This window comes from Paenibacillus hubeiensis (assembly GCF_032334105.1).
GTDB classification, from domain to species: domain Bacteria; phylum Bacillota; class Bacilli; order Paenibacillales; family Paenibacillaceae; genus Paenibacillus; species Paenibacillus hubeiensis.
This window is the reverse complement of sequence record NZ_JAVYAE020000012.1, coordinates 51,691-72,681: the sequence shown is the minus strand read 5'-3', so window position 1 is coordinate 72,681 and position 20,991 is coordinate 51,691. Positions and strand designations below refer to the sequence as shown.

Genomic DNA, 20,991 nt, shown 5'->3' with positions numbered 1-20,991 from the left:
ATGAGGAGGACGATACGATGAAGCTCGGCATACTTGCGCATACGTTCGGAAAGCTGCCGACAGCGCAGCTTGCACAAACCGTAGCGGACCATGGCTTCAACTCCGTGCAGCTGGCGCTCGCCAAGGCGCTGTCCGACGTTGATTCGGCTAACGGCAAGCTGAGCCCGGGGCTGGCGAACGAAATCGGGGAACAATTCGACCGGCGGGGCGTCAAGATTGCGGTTCTCGGCTGTTACATTAACCCGATCGATCCCGATCCGGTTCGCCGGAGAGCGGACATTGACCGTTTCAAGGAGCATTTGCGCTATGCGCGCGATTTCGGCTGCAGCATGGTAGCTACGGAGACCGGGGGTCTGGATACGTACCAAACCACACATCCCGATCATTATGAAGAGCATGCGTGGGGAATATTGAAAGCAACGTTGGAAGAACTGACGGAGGAAGCGGAGAAATGGGGCGTGCATGCCGCGATCGAGCCTGTATCCACACACACGCTGCATACGCGGGAGCATATGGTTCGACTTTTCGAGGAGATCCCGTCTTCCAATCTTGGCATGTTATTTGACCCATGCAATCTGATTAAACAGGAGCATGCAGCCGATCAGGCAGGATTTCTGAAAGAAGTCATGGAGACGCTCTATCAGCGCATTATCGTGATCCACGCCAAAGACGTGGCCTTCAATGCACAAGGCGAAAAATTCAATCCGGTGCCTGGCGAAGGCATTCTGGATTATCCTTTGTTCTTCGAATTGCTGAAAACCTATAAGCCGCACATCGACATTTCCCTCGAGGGCGTGACGGCAGAGCAGGCCGTTCCGGCTGCCAAGCATTTACGGGAAGTATGGGGCGGCGTACATGTATAGTGGTTCCGATTCGTTGCCCATATGAAGCCACCGAAAGCCTTTGCTTCTGCAAAGGCTTTTTTGGTAGCTATGGAATGGTATGTCCATGATCAATGTGTAGCGTCGATAATTGAAAAAAATATATTTCTCATCGGAAAAATCGGAAATATCTCTTTCCAAATGCCACATCTTGTGAGAGAATATGAAAAAACAGGCGACAACACGCGAAGACACCATGGATCTCAAGCCTTATGCCAAGGGAGGATTTCGATTATATGTCAAACGAACGTGAACTTTCATTCGAAACATTGGCCATTCATGCCGGTCAGCAGATTGACCCGACCACCAATGCACGCGCAGTACCCCTTTATCAAACAACATCGTATGGATTTCGGGATACGGACCATGCCGCCAACCTGTTTGGCCTGAAAGAGTTTGGCAATATCTATACACGTCTGATGAATCCGACCACCGACGTATTCGAGCAACGCATTGCCGCGTTGGAAGGAGGCGCTGGGGCATTGGCTACCGCCTCTGGTCAGGCAGCCATCACATTTTCGCTGCTGAACATCGCCGGGGCCGGGGACGAGATCGTGTCTTCCGCCAGCTTGTACGGAGGCACGTATAATCTGTTCTCCACCACGCTGCCGAAGCTTGGATTGAACGTGAAATTCGTGGATTCGAGCGATCCCGAAAATTTCCGAGCAGCCATTACGGACAAAACCAAAGCGCTGTATGCCGAGACGATTGGCAATCCGCAAGGCAATGTGCTTGATATCGAAGCCGTGGCCGCCATTGCGCATGAACATCAAATTCCGCTGATCGTTGATAATACGTTTCCGAGTCCGTACCTGCTTCGTCCAATCGAACACGGAGCCGATATCGTGGTGCATTCGGCGACCAAATTCATCGGCGGGCACGGTACCTCCATCGGCGGCGTGATCGTAGACAGCGGGAAATTCGATTGGAAAGCCAGCGGCAAGTTCCCGGGGCTGACCGAGCCGGACCCGAGCTATCACGGGGTCGTGTACACGGAAGCGGTTGGGCCGATTGCATACATTATCAAAGCCCGCGTACAACTGCTTCGCGACCTTGGAGCGACCATTTCTCCGTTTAACTCCTGGTTGCTGCTGCAGGGACTGGAGACGCTGCACCTGCGGGTGGAACGCCACAGCAGCAATGCTTTGGCGGTAGCCGAATATCTGGAGAAACATGAGGACGTGCAGTGGGTGAGCTATGCCGGTTTGCCAAGTCACCCATCTTATGAACTCGCGCAAAAATATTTGCCGAAAGGACAGGGCGCGATCCTCACATTTGGTATCAAGGGCGGCCTTGAAGCAGGCCGCAAGCTGATCGAAAACGTCAAGCTGTTCTCTCACCTGGCGAATGTCGGCGATTCCAAGTCGTTGATCATTCACCCGGCGAGCACGACACACCAGCAACTAAGCGAGGAGGAGCAGCGTGCCGCCGGGGTCAATCCGGAATTGATCCGCCTTTCTATCGGAACCGAGAACATTCAGGATATTCTGCATGACCTGGAACAAGCCATCAAGGCAAGCCAGGGGGCGAGCGTTGGCGCGTAACAGGGATAACGCAGGGCAATCCTTGATATGAAGCTGGCATGGTGTTTGCAACTTCAACGTTTTTGCATATGGAACCGTCATCCGCTGGATGGCGGTTTTTGGTCTGCGGAGGCAGATGTTGGAGTTTTTGCATGGGGACCATTTACAAATGGGGAAGATCAGGCATATAATATAGAAAAGTTGTATTGAGTAAAAATAATTGCATAAGTACAAAAATGATTATCATTCTCATTTTGACCAGCATGCTGCTGCGGGATTCCCGCAGCAGCATGTGTCATTTTAGGGGCAGTAACAATGGCTCTCATTCTCAATACGGCGACACATTTTTTCATACGAAAGGAACGTGATCCTTATGCAAGCTGTACATCAGCCTTTACAAACCAAAGCAAACGAACGTAGACCGGCAAATTCTACCGGACCGAACCGGGGCCGTCGGCCGAACTTCCGGGCCATGCTTCGAAATAAGGAAATGCAGGCTGCACTTGGCAGCGGGTTGTTAATGCTCTTCGCGTGGGGAATATCCTCGTGGTCAAGCGTGCTGTCCGTGGTTTTATATATCGCGGCTTATGTTATGGGGGGATGGACCAAAGCGAAGGAAGGCGTAGAAACACTGGTCAAGGAGCGGGACTTGGACGTCAATTTGCTTATGATTGCTGCGTCGCTTGGCGCGGCCGCGATTGGTTATTGGAACGAAGGGGCTATGCTCATCTTCATATTTGCCCTGAGCGGTGCATTGGAAAGCTACGCGACGGAACGCAGCCACAAGGATATTTCATCCTTGTTGGCACTCAAACCGGAGACGGCTCTGCGCATGGAAGACGGTCAGTTGAACCGCGTAACCATTGATGAACTTGAACAGGGAGACTTGCTGCTCGTCAAGCCGGGCGAACTTATTCCGGCGGATGGGATCGTCTGCCGCGGAAGCTCGTTCGTACATCAGGCATCCATTACCGGGGAGCCGATGCCCGTGGATAAATCCCATGGAGACGAAGTGTATGCGGGTACGGTGAACGGGGAAGGAGCCTTATATATAGAAGTTACCCGGTCGGCAGAAGGCTCGGTATTCGGTAAAATCATCAAATTGATAGAGGAAGCGCAGGCTGATGTTCCGGCGTCCCAACGGTTCATTGAACGCTTTGAGGGAATCTACGCCCGCGTTGTCGTCGCGGCCACGCTGCTGGTCATTGGCGGGGCGCCGATCCTGTTAGGCTGGTCGTGGGGAGAGGCGTTTTACAAAGCGATGGTTTTCCTGGTCGTTGCATCGCCGTGCGCTTTGGTATCCTCCATTATGCCCGTCATGTTATCAACGATGTCGAGCAGTGCGCGCAGAGGCATTCTGTTCAAGGGCGGGGCACACGTCGAAAACCTGGCTCAAACCCGTGTCGTTGCTTTCGACAAAACAGGTACGCTGACGATGGGTACGCCGCAAGTTACGGATATGCTGATTGCGGATGGCTATGAACGTGATGAGGTGCTTGCAGCGGCGGCTGCGATCGAAAATCAGTCGATGCACCCCTTGGCGCGCGCGATTGTAGATCATGCCAGGATGGAAGGGCTAGCCTTGCCGGATGCCGGGCAGGTGCAGGCTTTGACTGGCTCAGGCATTGAGGGCTGCGTAAATGGAGTGAACTGGAGCGTAGGCAAACTTGAGGCGAATGACCTTCCGGATCTTTCCGGTTGGAAGGATGCCATCCACCGGCTGCAGCAGCAGGGAAAAACGATATCCGTGGTGAATGCGGATGGTCAACCTGCGGGTCTGATCGCCATGCGGGATGAGGTTCGGCCACAGGCTGCCGCCGCAGTACGCAAACTTGAAGCGATGGGTGTCCGAGTGGTGATGCTGACGGGGGACCGTCCTGAAACGGCCGCGGTCATTGCACGGGAGACAGGGGTATGCGATGTCCATGCGGGCTTGCTTCCCGAAGACAAGGTTGCACAGGTGAAGGAGCTTCGTGAACGTTACGGGGCAGTGCTGATGGTGGGGGACGGCGTTAACGATGCCCCTGCATTGGCGGCGGCCACGGTTGGTATGGGCATGGGCATGTCGGGAAGCGGCACGGCACTGGACGTGGCCGACGTGGTGCTGATGAACGACAACATCGAGGAGATCGCCTGGGCGATCCGACAATCGCGCCGTGCGCAGCGCACGATGAAACAAAACATGGCTTTTGCGATTTCGGTCATTGCGGTTCTGATCGGAGCCAATTTTCTGCAGAACGTGGCACTGCCGTTTGGCGTTGTCGGGCATGAGGGCAGCACCATTTTGGTCATTTTGAACGGGCTGCGCCTGCTGCGTTGAGAGGTGGTTTGATTTACCTCCATTTATTTCATGCAATCTTCATATGTGAACAAAAAAAGAACCCGGAAGGCTGCGGCGTGTTCGCCGTCCGTCCGGGTTCTTAAACATACGTTCAGGGGTTCTCCGCCCCTGCTTAGAACAACTCGGTCAATCCAATCATCGTAATCAGTCCGAGTAAAAAGGAGACGGTCGCAACGCGGGCATTGCCGTCGCCATGGCTTTCGGGAATGAGCTCCTTGTAAACGATGAACATCATCGCGCCGGCCGCAAACGCCAGCCCGTAAGGAACCAGGCCCGCAACCAGGCTGCTGAGACTGTATCCGATCATGCTGGTCACAATCTCCACCGCACCGGTTAACGTAGCGATGCCGAGCGCTTTGAAACGCCCGATATTCTGGTTTACGAGAAAGAGGGCAACCAGAAACCCTTCCGGCGCATTCTGCAAACCGATGGAAAAGGCGATCAAGTTGCCGAGGTTACCATCCGTGCTGGCGTAACTGACGCCGACCGAGAGGCCTTCCGGCAAATTGTGCATCGTGATGGCCGCGATGATCATGAAAGCCTTCGCTTCGATCTTGAAAGGCATTTTCTCCGGATTTTCCAGATCGACGTGCGGAATTTTCATCTCCAACACTAACAGCACCATGCTGCCAAGCAATACGCCAAGCGTTAATACGAATAAGTTCGATTGGCCAAGCGCTTCCGGAATGAGATTGTACATAGAAGCCGAGGTCATGATGCCTGCCGCGTATGCAAGCAAAATATCGCGCAGACGGTGCGTGACTTTGCGCATAAACAAAATGGGTACGGCACCAAGGCCCGTGGACATGGCCGAGATAATGCTGCCTATGAGTGCATCGTTCATGCTTTCATTATTCCCTCCTGATGAAGACTTCTTCATAATCGCTGCCGAGCATTGACACCTTTCAGAAAACAGATCATAATGAACAACAGATTAGAATGATTATAAATTACATTTCCATTTCTGCATAGGGCATTGGTTATCCTATAGGCAGGTTTAGTGGACATGACGGTGGACTTTCCGCTTTAGTGTATGCTGAGTCATTTACATTTGATGCCTTATGGAGCATGACCTTTTTGCAGAAGACAGGGGAGGAACTATACATGTATAAATCCATTATTATCGGAACAGGCCCTGCGGGGCTGACAGCAGCAATTTACCTGGCACGCGCCAACCTGAACCCACTCGTCATTGAAGGCCCGCAGCCAGGCGGCCAGTTGACAACGACAACCGAAGTGGAGAACTTCCCGGGCTTCCCTGAAGGCATCATGGGACCTGAACTGATGGACAACATGCGTAAACAAGCAGAGCGCTTCGGTGCGGAATTCCGCACAGGCTGGGTAAACAGCATCGACCTGAGCGAGCGTCCATTCAAACTGACCGTTGAAGGCATGGGTGAACTGGTATCCGAAACAGTCGTGTTGTCCACAGGCGCTTCCGCGAAATATCTCGGCATTCCTGGCGAGGAAAACAACGTGGGCCGCGGCGTCAGCACATGTGCCACTTGCGATGGATTCTTCTTCCGCAACAAAGAAATCATCGTTGTTGGCGGCGGGGACTCTGCGCTGGAGGAAGCGAACTTCCTGACACGTTTTGCGTCCAAAGTAACGTTGGTACACCGTCGTGACGAACTGCGCGCTTCCAAAATCATGCAGGATCGCGCACGCAGCAACGAAAAAGTGGACTGGGCATTGAACCGCACGCCACTGGAGGTCATTGCCGGAGACGCGGGTGTGACCGGATTGAAAGTCCGCAACAACGAAACAGGCGAAGAGGAAATTATTACGGCGAGCGGCGTGTTTGTGGCTATCGGCCATACGCCTAACACCGGTTTCCTTAATGGACAAGTAACTACGGATGATCATGGATACATCCTGACGACTCCAGGCACTTCCGAAACGAACATTCCGGGTGTATTCGCTTGCGGAGACGTGCAGGATACTCGTTACAAACAAGCGATCACCGCAGCAGGCAGCGGATGTATGGCAGCCATGGACGTGGAGAAATTTATTGAAAGTCTGGAGCACGCTGCAGTAACCAAATAATGATAAAACCCCTCGGAGGCCGGCAACACCGGTCTCCAATGGGATACACATTGAAAATCCAAAAAACAATATGAGGTGACGAGAACATGGAAAACGTAATTGTATATACATCGACCAACTGCCCGAACTGCAAATCGGTTAAAACGTTTTTGGCTGAGAAAGGCATCTCTTACGAAGAGCGCAACATCGAAACAAACGATGAATTCGCGCAACAAGTATGGGATATGGGCGTGCGTGCAGTACCTCTAACAGTGATCGGCGAGCACCGCATCCTGGGCATGAACAAAACGCAATTCGCAAAAGTGCTGGACGCTTAATCCTCCCCATAACGGGATTGGATCGACAAGCGAACCATGAAACTTTCCGGCCCGCGCGAGCCGTTTGTATATGGAAGAACCGTACCATCGATGGTACGGTTCTTTGTGTATATTACGGGATGTTCACTTGCAAAGGCTAAAATACAACGCTCATAAAGGTCTGAAACACAACGTATACCGCTACGCCTGACAGCATGTACATGAAACCAGCCTTCTTTTTGCTCTGGAACAGGCGCAGGATGCCAAGGCTGAACAAAGGCGCGATGACGATCAGGAACAGGAGTACGGTGACAAACATTTGCGCCGAGATATCTGATGTATCCACGTAGGTCACAGGTGTTCAACTCCGTTTCGTTAGGGGTATAACACAGCAACGATGATGTTGCCATGACAAAAATCACATATTCCCATTATACTCGTCTAATTCTCTGGCAAAAAGGGAGAAAATGGGGCGAAATGTTGTCAATTTTCATCCTGTATTACACAGACACTTTTATTTTTCCTAAAAATTGGGATATTGCCGAATACGCGGCTCCGATCCGGGTCGAACGGCTGCCAAGCCCGGCCCATTCGATTTGCAGGCTGCGGCGGTGGTACGGCAGCGTGCGCTCCTCCACCACCTGTTTCAAGGAAGATTCGATCCAGGGACCGGCTTCGGACAACGGGCCGCCGATGATGATCCGTTCCGGGTTGAAACTGTTGACGATGTTGGTAATGCCGATGCCAAGCTTGCGTCCGATTCCTTCATAGAGAGCCAGCACGGAGCTGTTCCCCAGTTTGGCGTACTCGATCAGTTCTCGCGTCGTATGGGCAGGCAGGTTAAGTTTCTGCTCGGGGTGATCGTAGGCTTTTTCCGAAGCATATAGCTCCCAGCAACCGCGGTTTCCACAAGAGCAGGCACGGCCTTCCGCTTCGATGGACATGTGGCCGGTTTCGCCAGCATATCCCCAAGCGCCTTTGTATAGTTCGCCATCGACCATAATGCCTGACCCGATCCCGATGCCTGCGCTGATATAGATCAGGTGGCGCACACCGACGCCCGCTCCGAAATTCAGTTCGCCATGAGCGCCGGCATTGGCTTCGTTGTCGATCGTGACCGGCACGTTGAACGCTTCTTCCAGCATGGAACGGAGCGGAACGCCTTCCCAACCAAGGTTGGGCGCGAACAGAACGGTGCCGTCCTCGTCGACCATACCCGGCACGCCGATTCCGATCCCGATGACGCCGTGGGGCGAGGCGGGAGCAGCTTGAATCAGCTCCGATGCAGCCAGCTTCAGCTGACCGAAGACGGCAGGCACATCATGGGCTTCCAGCTTCGCCGTAGATTCGGCGACGACGTTTCCTTCCAGATCGGTAAGCACACCCTTCAAATGCGAGACGCTCAATTCCAGGCCCACGGCATATCCGGCGGTAGCCCGAAATAACAGCATTAATGGTTTGCGGCCTCCGCTGGACTCGCCGGGACCGATTTCCTGCACCAGTTCATCCTGAATCAGTTCAGCGACGAGGTTGGATACCGTTGCTTTGTTAAGGCCTGTCACTTCGGATACCCGGGCGCGGGAGAGAGGGGCATTGCGCCGAATCGTGTCCAGCACGATGGACTTGTTTATTTTTTTGACCAGCATCTGGTCTCCGGTAATTTTCATATGTAAAGGCACTCCTATTCTTTGTATAAAGGGGTTAACATAACATCCGAGCGCAAGCTATTCGACTATTATAGCGCAAACTTCCAACGAAAAAACATTTTTATTTTTACTTTGTTTAACCAATAGACAAAGTGAATGCGATGTGGTAGGATATCGGTGTAAACGATTTCTTTAAAACTACCGAGGAGGCATTTTACATGGCCTATTTTGAATCCGTTAATAAAATTGCATTTGAAGGCAAAGATTCCACGAACCCGTTTGCGTTTAAACACTATAACCCTCAAGAAGTTGTAGCCGGCAAAACGATGGAAGAGCATTTCCGTTTCGGCATGGCATATTGGCATACATTGACTGCAGGCGGCAGCGACCCGTTCGGCGCAGAAACAGCTGTACGTTCCTGGGATAGCTATTCCGGTCTGGACAAAGCGAAAGTTCGCGTAGAAGCGGCTTTCGAATTCATGGAAAAAATGAACCTGCCTTACTACTGCTTCCATGATGTGGATATCGCTCCGGAAGGCGCAACGCTGCGCGAATTCTACAGCAACATCGACACCATCGTTGATTTGCTCGAAGAGCACATGAAGTCCAGCGGCAAGAAACTGCTCTGGAACACGGCGAACATGTTCTCCAACCCACGTTTCATGTTCGGCGCGGCTTCCACATGCAACGCTGACGTGTACGCTCACGCTGCGGCACAAATCAAAAAAGGCCTTGAAGTCGGTAAACGCCTTGGCGCGGAAAACTACGTATTCTGGGGCGGTCGTGAAGGATACGACACATTGCTCAATACAGACATGCAGCTGGAGCAAGACAACATCGCCCGCATGTTCCACATGGCTGTAGATTACGCGAAGGAAATCGGCTTTGACGCCCAATTCCTGATCGAGCCTAAACCAAAAGAGCCAACGAAACACCAATACGACTTTGATGCGGCAACATCCATTGCGTTCCTGCAAAAATACGGTTTGGACAAACATTTCAAACTGAACCTTGAAGCGAACCATGCTACACTGGCAGGCCATACGTTCGATCATGAAATCCGCGTTGCACGCATCAACGGCATGCTCGGTTCCCTGGACGCGAACCAAGGCGACCTGTTGATCGGTTGGGATACAGACGAGTTCCCGGTTGATATGTACGATGCTACACTGACCATGTATGAAGTGCTGAAAAACGGCGGTCTTGGCCGTGGCGGCGTCAACTTCGATGCAAAAGTTCGCCGTGGTTCCTTCGAGCCTGAAGATCTGTTCCTGGCACATATCGCTGGTATGGACACGTATGCCAAAGGTCTGAAAGTCGCTGCAAAATTGATCGAGGATCGTGTATTCGACGACTTCATCGAGCAACGTTACAGCAGCTTCAAAGAAGGCATCGGTGCTGACGTTGTCGCAGGCAAAGCTACGCTTGCTTCCCTGGCTGAATATGCATTGAACAACGAAAGCCCACGCAAAAACCAATCCGGACGTCAAGAATTGCTGAGAGCAAAACTGAACCAGTACATCTTGGCTGACTAATTACAGGACATTCGGACCGTCCCCGACTTTCCCCTGGGAAGGCGGGGACGGTTTTTGGATTAGAGAGGAGCATATCGTAATGAGTTATGTAATTGGTGTCGATCTGGGGACAAGTGCGGTCAAGACCGTGCTGGTCAACCGCGAAGGAAAAGTGGCGTTTGAAGCTTCCGAGGCTTATCCGCTGTACCAGCCAAAAGCCGGATACAGTGAGCAAAATCCGGAGGATTGGGTAGAGCAAACCATTGTGTCCCTGCGTAAGCTGCTTGAAGTCTCCGGTGTTCACCCATCCGAAATCGAAGGACTGAGCTTTTCCGGACAGATGCATGGCCTCGTCTTGGTGGATCGCGAAGGCAAACCGCTGCGCAATGCCATCCTGTGGAACGATACGCGCACGACGGCGCAATGCCGCCGCATCGAAAAGGTGCTGGGCGGACAATTGTTAAGCATTGCACGCAACCGTGCCTTGGAAGGTTTTACGCTGCCGAAAATTTTGTGGGTGCAAGAGAATGAGCCGGAGCTGCTGAAGCAGGCAGCGCTGTTCCTGCTGCCAAAGGATTACGTTCGGTATCGCCTCACCGGCGATTACGCCATGGATTACTCGGATGCAGCAGGTACGCTTTTGCTGGACGTTGCGGGCAAACAGTGGAGCAAAGAGATTGCGGACGCTTTTGATTTGCCGTTCTCGCTCTGTCCGCGACTGGTTGAGTCGTTCGAGGAAGTGGGCACATTGCTGCCGGAAATCGCCGACCAGACGGGTCTGCAAGCGAGCACGAAAGTGTTCGGCGGCGGCGCGGACAACGCATGCGGTGCCATTGGCGCAGGCATTCTGAGCGAAGGACAGACCATGTGCAGCATCGGTACGTCCGGGGTAGTGCTTTCCTACGAGGAGCGCAAGGATCTCGATTTCGAGGGCAAAGTCCACTTTTTCAATCACGGCGAGAAAGATGCCTTCTATATTATGGGCGTGACGCTGGCTGCAGGTTACAGCCTTTCTTGGTTTAAAGATACATTTGCTGCGGATAAGTCCTTTGATCTGTTGCTGCAGGGCATTGATGCCATTCCGGCCGGAAGCAACGGGCTGTTGTTCACGCCGTACATCGTCGGAGAGCGCACGCCGCATCCGGATGCGAACATTCGCGGCAGCTTCATCGGCATGGACGCAGGACACAAGCTGGAGCATTTCGGACGCGCGGTGCTGGAGGGCATTACGTTCTCGCTGCGCGAGTCGATCGACATTTTGCGTGGCGCAGGCAAAGACGTCAAAGAAGTCATCTCCATCGGCGGCGGCGCGAAGAACGAAGCTTGGCTTCAAATGCAGGCTGACGTATTCAACGCCAAAGTGGTGAAGCTGGAAAGCGAGCAGGGCCCGGCAATGGGTGCAGCGATGCTTGCGGCTTACGGCTGCGGCTGGTTCCCATCGTTGCAGGAATGCGCGGCAGCATTTATCCGTCCTGCGAAGTCGTATGAGCCGAATCCGGAGACGGTTGCGGTATACGATGAATTGTTTGCGCTGTATCAGGAAGTATACGGCCAAACCCGCAGTCTGAATGATCGTTTGGCGCAATATCGTTGATTCGTGGCTTCGCTATTATACTAAATGAAGAGATTCATGCAGCAGGCTTCCGCCTTGGCGGATGCCTTTTTGCATTTTGCCAATGCTGCGGTTTGACGAAAAATTTCCAATAGGGCAAGCAGATGTTTTACAATGAATCTATACAAGCCGTAATGAACAAATACATGTTAACAGAGAGGCAGAACCAATTTGAAGAAGCGAAGTGTTCGCTTAAAAGCTTTTCTGAAAGAAAGCGGCGTCGGAAGCAATAACTTATCACCGGATTTTCGAAGCATGCATGAATTCTGGTGCCAAATTTACATACTAAGGGGTAGATATGATGAATTTATCAGAGGTATTGATTGAATCCAGGCTTGTAGCGATTGTGCGCGGCATCAGCCGTGAAGAAGCGGTAACCGCTGGAAAAGGAATGGTCGATGGCGGAATCCGCTTGATGGAGGTTACCTTGAACACGCCAGGTGCGCAGCACATCATTGCCGACTGGCGAGCACGCCATGAAGGACAGGCTTACATCGGCGCCGGCACGGTGCTTAATGTGCAGATGGCCAAAGAGGCAGTGGCGGCGGGAGCGCAATTTCTGGTGTCTCCCAATGTCGATCTCTCCGTCATTGAATATGCTGTAGAACAAGGGATAGACATTTGGCCTGGCGCCATGACGCCCACCGAAATCGTCGCGGCGCACGAAGCAGGAGCCCGGGTCGTGAAGCTGTTTCCGATGGCCAGTTTGGGGCTCTCTTACCTGAAAGAGGTCAAAGCTCCTTTGAATCATATTCCACTGTTAGCGACAGGCGGAGCCAATCTGGACAATATCGCCCAGTATTATGAAGCAGGTGCGGCCGCGGTTGGACTTGGCAGTGCATTGCTTCCCAAGCAGGCTTTGACCGCCGGGAACAGCGAGCAGATCGCGAAACAGGCCAAAGCCTTTGTCCGGGCAGCGGCGGGCGATCGAGAGGATTGACATAAAATGATGCTTTGCTTTAAAGAGCGATGATGATACTTTCGTATGCTGAACGTAAGCAATAGCCGGAGAGGAGCGTGCCCATGAAGGCCAAAACGATGATTGGCGGAATGATCGCGGTTGCTGCGGTCACTGCCGGAGGGTTATGGAGAGCAGCGGTGAAAAGCCAGACGCCGAAGAAAATACCCATTACGCTGAAACCACCCATGCCGTTCGAAGACGTCACCTTTAAGAGCGGCGACGGCAACGTGCATGGATGGTTTATACCGGCAGATGCTTCGGTGCCTCAACCTTGGCCATTGGTTATTATTGCCCATGGCTGGGGTTCCAACAGATCGCGGGTGCTGCGCTACGCCCGGCCGATTTGGGAAGCGGGGTATGCGCTGCTCATGTACGATGTGAGAAGCCATGGTGCCAGCGATCCGGTCAAGGCCGCGTCGGCTTATTTGTTCAGGGATGATCTGCTGGCTGCAGTGCGGTATGCCTGCGCCAGAACGGAAATTGATCCCCAAGCCATCGGAGTGCTGGGACATTCGCTGGGAGGCCTTGGAACGATCATGGCCCTCACGGAAGGAATTCCGGTGGCGGCAGTCATTACGGATTCCATGCCTGCCCAGTTCGAGGTCATCGTCAGCTCAGAGCTGCGCAGGCGGAGGTTGCCCCAGTTTCCGCTCGCTCAGGTGATTCCCCGAATCTGGTTTTGGCGGCTCGGCGAATCTCTCAAAACCTACCGTCAGCACGATCCGATTTTGTTGCTGAACGAACGGCGCAGAATGATGCAGCTGCCGATCCTTATGGTGCATTCCAAGGGGGACCGTTTTATTCCGCCAAGCGAGCTGGAGTACTTTCTTTCCAAAGCCGATCCACCCGTCGAGCATCTCTGGGTTAACAGTGACGGGCACAGTTGCTCTGAAGAAGATCCCGCATTTTGGGCAGCGGTAATACCGTTTATTCAAAGCCATGTCCGGGTTCAAAAGGAGTCTGCTTCAGATCCAGTTAACCCACAGGAGATGGAATGTGGGGCTTCGGAACGGCCTGCATTTACATAGTATGAGGCCGAGCGATAGACGCCAACCTGGCTGGTTGGCGTTTTTTTTTGTTGTGCAGAGCGTTCTCAGAAAATGAACATTTGTAAACTTTTTGGGAAAACGACCTTCTAAAAGGAAGCTTATGGTATCATAGAGTAGACTGTCAATATTCGTGCGAGTTTTTAGGGAGGCATGTCCTGTACTTGCCTGAAATTGAAGGGAGAGGTCCAGCATTGTTTTTGAACGACCGTTTGAGAAGGGGGACGGCCAAAGCAGCTGCCGCAACGATGGCGGCATGGCTATTGGCGACGCAAGCTCCGGGATTTGCCGGCAGCGTGTCTGCAGCTAAAGCGGAACCAGTAACAGACGTTGCCGTACAGGCGACGGTAGGTTCCGATTCAACGAGCAATGAAGTGCCTGAAGGAGCCAAGATTTCCTCGGAACAGGCCAGAAACCATATACTTGAGCTATTCCCTGTGTTGAAAAGGGCAACCATTGCATCCGTGCAATTCGGTTCAAGCCACGTATACCCCCAGCCGGAGTACAAGACATGGGAAATCGGCTTTTCGGTTACGGAGGGTAATCATACGCTGGGCTTCAGTGCTACCGTGCACGCCGTGACAGGCGAAGTACTCAGCGCCCATCTGCCTTCGGAGCTGTTAAGCAGACAGCATGGCGAACCGGGGAACGACCTGACTTCGGACGAGGCGGACAAGTTGGCTGAACAGTTTCTGTACAAAGCCATTCCAGGGCTGAAAGAAACAGATTACGTCCCCGTTCAGGAGAGCTACGTTTCTGTCTCGCCGCAAGCGCTTTTCGGTAGAACCGAATATCATTACAGTTACCAGTTGAAACGCGACGGTTTGCTATCCGATGCCGAGACGGCCAACGTCAGCGTGGACAGTCGGGGCAGCATTACCGGATTTTCCAGATCAACGCTCGGCAAGGAATACCCGTCTTCGAAACCGGGAGCAACCGCCGAAGAAGCGAGACGGCAGTTTGAGAAACAATTTGACGTACAGCTTGCATACATTCCGAAAGAACGGTATTCTTCCCGCGCAGGGCAAAAATACGTTCTGGGCTATGTTCCCGCAGGGATGACCCTTACTCCGATGGATGCGAGTACGCTCGAGCACATCAATGCTATGACAGGCAAGGCATCGACCAAGGAATCGACCCGTAAAGACCGGCCTTTGAAAGGCATCGCCAATGCTTTTGCCGCCCACAGCGGGGAGAAATTGACTGCCAAGCAGGCGGAGGAACGGGTTAGAGAACATTTTGACATTCCTGAAAATTACCAGCTGGAGTACAGCCAACTAAATAAAAGCCAATATATGAATCCAAACGGTCAGGTGTGGAGCTTGAGCTGGAGCAATCGTAATGCGAGTGCGTCTTATATGTTCATGCGGGACATTTCTGCACAGGTGGATGCTGCAACGGGACAGATTTATAGCTACAACGTATACCAGCGTAACATGACGGGCATCAAGGAAGAACAGCAGGCAGAGGAAGCGGCGGGCAAGACGATGGATCAGGAGGCAGCCGAGCAGCTGGCGATGAATAAGGTCATCGAGCTTGTTCCGAATGCCGCAAAAGAATTCAAGTTGTCCCAGGTGCTTGAACTGGAGGGAGCGACAACCTTCGTTTTCCATCGATACGTAGGAGACATTGTCGTGCAGGATGATATGGTCCAATTGCAGGTTCTGGAGGATGGGACGATCAGCGAATTCTACACCAGAGCGCTGGCTGCTCCGGAGCAATTGCCGACAGACACGAAGCCGGCCATTTCTTATGAAAAGGCCAAGGCAAGCTACCTTGAGCAACTCCATTTAGTTCTGGCTTTCTCCCGATACGGAGGATACTCTTTGGGAGGAGCAGAGTCCGTACCTTTCGGGGTCAAACTTGCTTATGTTCCTTCCAGCAGTGAAACATCCATCTCCCCTCTGATGGATGTTTTGGATGCCAATACGGGTGAGTGGAAGAAACAGTACGGCAGCGATGCTTCCACAGGGAAGGCAGAAGCGAGTGATATCGAGGGACACGCGGCAGAGGCTTCGATCCGGAATATGCTGCAGCATGGAGTGATCATTCCGGATGATCAGGGCCGGGTGATGCCGGACCGTGTGATTACGCGCGGGGAATGGTTCACGGTTTTGGCGCGAGCGCTTCAGCCGAATCTCGATATTTATCATAGCGGAGATGGAAGCAATCTATTTGCGGATGTCACGCCGGAAAGTCCATATTATCAAGCCATACGTGTACTGATCGACCAACGCTGGATTGCGGGTTCAGATCCGGAAATCAGCTTGAAGCCCGACGAGGAGCTGACGCGGGAGGAACTGGCTGTTCTGCTCGTACGCATTTTGCGCTATGAGAAGCTGGCCGGATTTTATACCTTGCCGTCAGACCTTCCGAACATTGCCGATGCGGGATCCATTACCAATAAGGGGGCAGCGTCCCTCAGTCTGAAATTGGGGCTGTTGCCTTCCATCGAGGGCCGTTTCATGCCTGCTCGCAAGGTTACGGTGGCCGAAGCGGCTCAGGTGCTGGAGCGGTTGGCCAAGCTTCAAGGTAAGACGGATACGTTTATGGACGGCAGCCGCCTGTACTGAATTTTGCTGTAATTTCAATATGGTTATGGGACCTTCCGGGGGAGGTCCCTTTCCTGTTTTTCGACAAAACTAGAACCCGGCAATGGACGGCTTTTATGATACAATGAGTCAATAGATATTGGCGAAGAGAGGTGGTATCCTTTCATGGGCAAAAATGGAGGACGCATCATTACCATTCTGCTGGCAGGCTGCCTGATTGCCGTAGCCCTTCCGCGCACGGTTGATTTAAACCAGTTGGTTGCCGCATCGGAAACGTCAATCACGACCACGAATTCGAATTTGCAGCAGACGTTGCTTGACGCGATGGCTGAGCGAACGGAAGAGCTTGATTTTACGTACCGGGGCAATGTGAAGGACCTCAAACAGCAGCTGCAGATCTCCATCGATGCAGCCATGAAAAGCGATCCCTACATCCAATATACCGTCAAAAGCTATGCATTTAACTACAAAGGCTCAAACATCACAGCAAACGTTCATGTCAAACTGACGTATCGGGAGACGAAGGAGCAAACGGAATACGTTAACAGGAAAGCGACCGAGGTGCTGGATCGGATCATTGAACCGGGCATGACGGACCATGAGAAAGTAAAGGCCATTCACGACTGGATCGTGCTCCACCTTTCGTACGATACAACGCTGCAAAAATATACGGCATATGACGGACTCGTTACCGGCAGTACGGTATGTCAGGGATATACGCTGTTGGCTTATCGGATGCTTGAACAAGCGGGCATTAAAAATCGGATCGTGGAAGGCACGGCCGGTGAGCAGCTTCATGCCTGGAATCTGGTGAATTTGGACGGGAAGTGGTACCATCTGGACACGACTTGGGACGATCCCACGCCGGATCGCAAAGGGAAGGTGAGCCATCGATACTATTTGCTTAGCGATGATGAGATGGCGCGGGATCATATTTGGACGAACAACAACAATTACCCGGCTGCGCCCGAACCCTATCGCCAAGCCTTGTTTAATCTGGCGCAATCGGACGGGGGGAAAGCGGAAACATACCGGAAGCTGTACCACTCCCTGGAGTACTCCTTGTATGATGAGAAGGACGCCATCAGCAGCGATAAGGCTTTATTGGAGAAAGTTCAAAACGTGTTGAAAGAGGGCAGTACTACGCTGACGTTCAGGTATAAGGGAACCGAGGAAGGGTTAGTGGAGGATTTGCAGGATCTGTACCAGCTCGGGATGAAGACGATCTCCTACTATATTTCCAAGATGGAGGATACGGCCGATCTGCGCGTCAGAATCAATTGGACTTTATAAGCAAAATAAACAGGCAGCATTCTCTCCAGTCAGAGAGGATGCTGCCTGTATTTTATTAGAGCAGCCGTTCAAGCTGCGCTACGATGATCTTAATCGTTGGAAGTGAAGTCGCATTCCTGAAGCGGAACCACTTTGGTTTTCTTGATCCATTTATACCCCAGCCATAGGATCAGGAAAAGCGGCAAGCTCAGGTAAGCCACGAGCGCTCCGTTCCAGTCGATCCGATCACCCGTAAAGGCCTGGTAGTTCTGTCCCAAAATGACGATGATGCACAGCACAAACGCAAAAATCGGACCGAACGGGAACCAGCGCGCACGATATGGCAGGTCATTCAAGTCTCTGCCTTGAGCCACATAAGCCCGCCGGAAGCGGTAATGGCTGATGGCGATACCCAGCCATGTTATGAACCCGCACATGCCCGATGCGTTAAGCAGCCAAGTGTACACGATGCCGTCACCGAACAGCGAGGCGAGAAAAGCGAGCATTCCGACCGCGGTCGTAACCAGGAGCGCATTCATTGGAATGCCTCTTTTGTTCAACCGGCCTAGAAACTTCGGGGCTTTGCCATCCCGTGCCAAGGCATAAAGCACTCGACTCGAAGCATACATGCCCGAGTTGCCTGCCGACAACACGGAGGTCAATATAACGGCGTTCATCACCGAAGCGGCGATGGCAAGGCCTGCTTTTTCGAACACAAGCGTGAACGGGCTGACTCCGATGTTTTCCAGATCGCTTTTGAGCAGATTGGGATGTGTGTACGGAATGATCAGGCTGATCACGGTGATTGCCAAAATATAAAATATCAAGATGCGCCAGAATACCTGGCGAATGGCGCGGGGCACGTTTTGGCGCGGATTGTCGCTCTCTCCGGCGGCAACCCCGATCAGTTCCGTGCCTTGGAAGGAAAAGCCGGCAGCCATGAACACCCCCAAAACGGCAAAGAAACCGCCGCTAAATGGAGCATCTCCTACGGTGAAGTTGGAAAATCCGACCGCTTCTCCGCCCAGAATGCCGAATATCATAAGCACGCCTACCGTTAGGAAAATGATAACCGTGGCAACCTTGATGATGGCAAACCAGTACTCGGATTCTCCGTAACCTTTGACCGATAAAACGTTAAGTGCGAAGATCAGGACGAGAAACAACAGGCTCCACAGCATGGAATTGCTGTCAGGGAACCAATATTTAATGAGCACCGTCGCCGCTGCGAGCTCCGCAGCGATCGTGACCGCCCAGTTGTACCAGAAGTTCCATCCCATGGCAAAGCCGAGGGCGGGATCGACGAACTTGGCAGCATACGTATTGAATGAGCCGGAATCCGGCATAAACGTGGCGAGTTCTCCCAGACTGGTCATCAGGAAATACACCATGATGCCCACAGCCGCGTACGCGACTAACGCTCCGCCAGGTCCTGCAGTTGAGATCGCTGTACCGCTGGCCAGGAACAGCCCCGTACCGATAGAGCCCCCAAGGGCGATCATGGTCATATGTCTTGCGCGCAACCCTTTCTTCAAGGAAGAACCGGCCGCACCTTGTTTGTCGCGGTCTTGCAATGAAAACACTCCTTCATTTCGCGTACTGATAATGAACTGAATCAATGGCGCAAATACATGAAAAAAGACCACAGGCTCTGAGCCGGCGGTCTTATATCGTCCAAAATCCACCTTGTCCCTGATGTTTAAGATAGCTCAACACGGAACAATTCATGCCAATGCGGCATAATAATCGTTCCGTGACAGTTCTGTGCCTTTCGGCGACAGCCCCAGCTCTGCCGGATCTCGAACGGAAACGTCCGGCAAGCTTCGGCGGATGCACCTTTCGGCTGAGTTCATCGGCGGTTTCCTGACGCCTCGCTCAGCTTACTGATTGCATCCGCGACCTCTACCTCACCATTCATGGATGAGGCGTATCTACATGTGTATGCAATTATTGACAACAGAACATGACAGACGATGTTCTATAATCCAAACAGACATTCAGTATAACGCTCATCGATTTCGAGCGCAATAACAAAAGTTGGAATGGGCACAAACTATTCGGTTTTCCGGTGGCGTCCGGCCATTTGCTGCCATACGGTGCCTGCGGCCTGTTCTCCCGATTCGATGCGCTCCAGTGCCATTTTGGCTTGCAGGCTGACTTCGAATTCCGGATCATCGGCAGCTTTGCGCAGTGCCTCTTCCGCTTCCTCCGTACCCACTTCATACAGGAAACGGGCGGCGCGCCATCGGACCAGCTTGCTGCTGTCGGTAAGGGTGGCCGTCATGGCCGGAGTCGCCGCAGGGTCGCCGATATCGGATAACGTGTCTCCCGCCGTGCGGCGAACTGCCGGGGAGCTGTCTTTCAGCGCCTTGTACAGCAGTTCCATGGCTTCAGGGGTGCGAATATCGCCGAGATATACGACAGCCAGGCGGCGAATCTGCATTTTGCTGTCCTCAAGTGCCTGTGCGATAAGTGGAAGCCGCTCCGGTGTAGGTTCCATGCCGTCCAATGCGGCATAACGAACGTTCCAGTTTTCGTCCAGCAGCGCTTGTTCAAGTTCTGCGCCCTCGAGCTGCCGGCGACGTTCAACGAACTCCTCCGTTTTGGTGCCATGCTCGATCGCTTGTTTAATGACTTGGTTCAGCCGTTCCGGCGGATATGCCGCTTCAATCTCCTGTTCCACTTCACGGGCAATATCCGGCAGCTCGCCGTAACGAACGCCATAGTCCGTCAATTTGCGTTCTTTGATCAGTGTGGCACTGGCTACTTCGGTCACGGCTTGCACGAATCGGTCAGAGAGCGAGATGCGCTCCTCCTTCGCACCGGCTTTTACGCGGATTTGCATAGGGACTCCCCGGAAAAACTGTACAAATACCTGGGCCTCGCCATAATGTTCGCCGGTTGCGTCTTCGGATTCGATCCATTCCAGATCAAGCCCTTCCTGGCCAAGACGGCTCTGCACTTCGCCCAGAATGGCGGCCCAATCGGCATTGCCTTTACGGTCCAGGGCCACGAAATCAGTTGTATGAAAAACGCTTTTCACGCCGGGAATGTGAAGCATTTGCCGGATGAAGGCAGGCGCCGAGCGCTCATTATCCAGCGTGTACGTTCGGCGGATACCGTCCTCCAGACGTTCGTCCAGACGAAGCATCATTGTATTCGGACTTGGTGTCGGTTCAACAGACACAATATTCATAGGGTATAAACCTCCTGTACCGTGTGGTAATGATTTAAAAATGCCTGTCCCAAAAAAGGGATATCTCTATTTTACATGAATGGGTGCAAACTGCGAAATATGTGA

General features: G+C 52.7%; 16 protein-coding genes and 1 riboswitch. Of the genes, 11 read left to right on the top strand and 5 right to left on the bottom strand.

Annotated elements, in window-relative coordinates:
- Positions 1 to 17: 17 nt before the first annotated feature.
- The 3 genes from RSX24_RS24230 to RSX24_RS24220 all read left to right on the top strand — a co-directional run bounded on the left by RSX24_RS24230 (position 18) and on the right by RSX24_RS24220 (position 4,724).
- Positions 18 to 863 carry a sugar phosphate isomerase/epimerase family protein gene (locus RSX24_RS24230; RefSeq protein ID WP_339274687.1) on the top strand — a complete coding sequence of 282 codons (846 nt, stop codon included), beginning with the start codon at positions 18 to 20 and terminating at the stop codon, positions 861 to 863.
- A gap of 254 nt (positions 864 to 1,117) precedes the next feature.
- Positions 1,118 to 2,425 carry a homocysteine synthase gene (locus RSX24_RS24225; protein WP_339274686.1) on the top strand — a complete coding sequence of 436 codons (1,308 nt, stop codon included), beginning with the start codon at positions 1,118 to 1,120 and terminating at the stop codon, positions 2,423 to 2,425.
- A gap of 352 nt (positions 2,426 to 2,777) precedes the next feature.
- Positions 2,778 to 4,724, top strand: coding sequence for a heavy metal translocating P-type ATPase (locus RSX24_RS24220; protein ID WP_343262002.1), 1,947 nt, complete (start codon positions 2,778 to 2,780; stop codon positions 4,722 to 4,724).
- A 133-nt stretch (positions 4,725 to 4,857) separates the two neighbouring features.
- Here the strand turns inward: RSX24_RS24220 and RSX24_RS24215 are convergent, their stop codons facing one another.
- Entirely contained in the window at positions 4,858 to 5,589 is a 732-nt protein-coding gene (locus tag RSX24_RS24215) for a ZIP family metal transporter (protein WP_236420519.1), read from the bottom strand.
- Between the two features lie 260 nt (positions 5,590 to 5,849).
- Between RSX24_RS24215 and trxB the strand changes: the two genes are divergently transcribed.
- Both trxB and RSX24_RS24205 read left to right on the top strand, forming a co-directional pair.
- Positions 5,850 to 6,791 (top strand): thioredoxin-disulfide reductase, encoded by a 942-nt coding sequence (gene trxB / locus RSX24_RS24210; RefSeq protein ID WP_236420520.1) that lies wholly within the window; start codon positions 5,850 to 5,852, stop codon positions 6,789 to 6,791.
- Positions 6,792 to 6,877: 86 nt separating this feature from the next.
- A complete protein-coding gene (locus tag RSX24_RS24205; RefSeq protein WP_236420521.1) occupies positions 6,878 to 7,108 on the top strand; it encodes a glutaredoxin family protein in 231 nt (76 codons plus the stop codon).
- 136 nt (positions 7,109 to 7,244) lie between these two features.
- On the opposite strand, the gene RSX24_RS24200 is transcribed toward RSX24_RS24205, so the two are convergent.
- Both RSX24_RS24200 and RSX24_RS24195 read right to left on the bottom strand, forming a co-directional pair.
- Positions 7,245 to 7,442 (bottom strand): hypothetical protein, encoded by a 198-nt coding sequence (locus RSX24_RS24200; RefSeq protein WP_236420522.1) that lies wholly within the window; start codon positions 7,440 to 7,442, stop codon positions 7,245 to 7,247.
- A 145-nt stretch (positions 7,443 to 7,587) separates the two neighbouring features.
- Positions 7,588 to 8,754 carry an ROK family transcriptional regulator gene (locus RSX24_RS24195; RefSeq protein WP_339274680.1) on the bottom strand — a complete coding sequence of 389 codons (1,167 nt, stop codon included), beginning with the start codon at positions 8,752 to 8,754 and terminating at the stop codon, positions 7,588 to 7,590.
- A gap of 197 nt (positions 8,755 to 8,951) precedes the next feature.
- On the opposite strand from RSX24_RS24195, the gene xylA reads away from it, so the two are divergent.
- The 6 genes from xylA (at position 8,952) to RSX24_RS24165 (ending at position 17,711) form a co-directional block, all read left to right on the top strand.
- Complete coding sequence (xylA, locus tag RSX24_RS24190) at positions 8,952 to 10,268, top strand: xylose isomerase (protein ID WP_236420524.1); 1,317 nt, start codon at positions 8,952 to 8,954, stop codon at positions 10,266 to 10,268.
- Positions 10,269 to 10,347: 79 nt separating this feature from the next.
- Positions 10,348 to 11,841 (top strand): xylulokinase, encoded by a 1,494-nt coding sequence (gene xylB, locus RSX24_RS24185; RefSeq protein WP_236420525.1) that lies wholly within the window; start codon positions 10,348 to 10,350, stop codon positions 11,839 to 11,841.
- Between the two features lie 319 nt (positions 11,842 to 12,160).
- On the top strand, positions 12,161 to 12,799 hold the full coding sequence (locus tag RSX24_RS24180; protein ID WP_343262000.1) for a bifunctional 4-hydroxy-2-oxoglutarate aldolase/2-dehydro-3-deoxy-phosphogluconate aldolase: 639 nt from the start codon (positions 12,161 to 12,163) through the stop codon (positions 12,797 to 12,799).
- Positions 12,800 to 12,882: 83 nt separating this feature from the next.
- Entirely contained in the window at positions 12,883 to 13,848 is a 966-nt protein-coding gene (locus tag RSX24_RS24175) for an alpha/beta hydrolase (RefSeq protein ID WP_343261999.1), read from the top strand.
- 182 nt (positions 13,849 to 14,030) lie between these two features.
- Positions 14,031 to 16,439: a YcdB/YcdC domain-containing protein gene (locus RSX24_RS24170; RefSeq protein ID WP_343261998.1), complete on the top strand. Its 2,409-nt coding sequence runs from the start codon at positions 14,031 to 14,033 to the stop codon at positions 16,437 to 16,439.
- 144 nt (positions 16,440 to 16,583) lie between these two features.
- Positions 16,584 to 17,711 (top strand): transglutaminase domain-containing protein, encoded by a 1,128-nt coding sequence (locus tag RSX24_RS24165; RefSeq protein ID WP_343261997.1) that lies wholly within the window; start codon positions 16,584 to 16,586, stop codon positions 17,709 to 17,711.
- Positions 17,712 to 17,800: 89 nt separating this feature from the next.
- Here the strand turns inward: RSX24_RS24165 and RSX24_RS24160 are convergent, their stop codons facing one another.
- Both RSX24_RS24160 and RSX24_RS24155 read right to left on the bottom strand, forming a co-directional pair.
- Complete coding sequence (locus RSX24_RS24160; protein ID WP_438286882.1) at positions 17,801 to 19,273, bottom strand: amino acid permease; 1,473 nt, start codon at positions 19,271 to 19,273, stop codon at positions 17,801 to 17,803.
- 114 nt (positions 19,274 to 19,387) lie between these two features.
- Positions 19,388 to 19,603, bottom strand: a riboswitch (Lysine riboswitch).
- Positions 19,604 to 19,743: 140 nt separating this feature from the next.
- Positions 19,744 to 20,886 (bottom strand): virulence factor, encoded by a 1,143-nt coding sequence (locus RSX24_RS24155; protein ID WP_343261996.1) that lies wholly within the window; start codon positions 20,884 to 20,886, stop codon positions 19,744 to 19,746.
- Between the last annotated feature and the right edge of the window lie 105 nt (positions 20,887 to 20,991).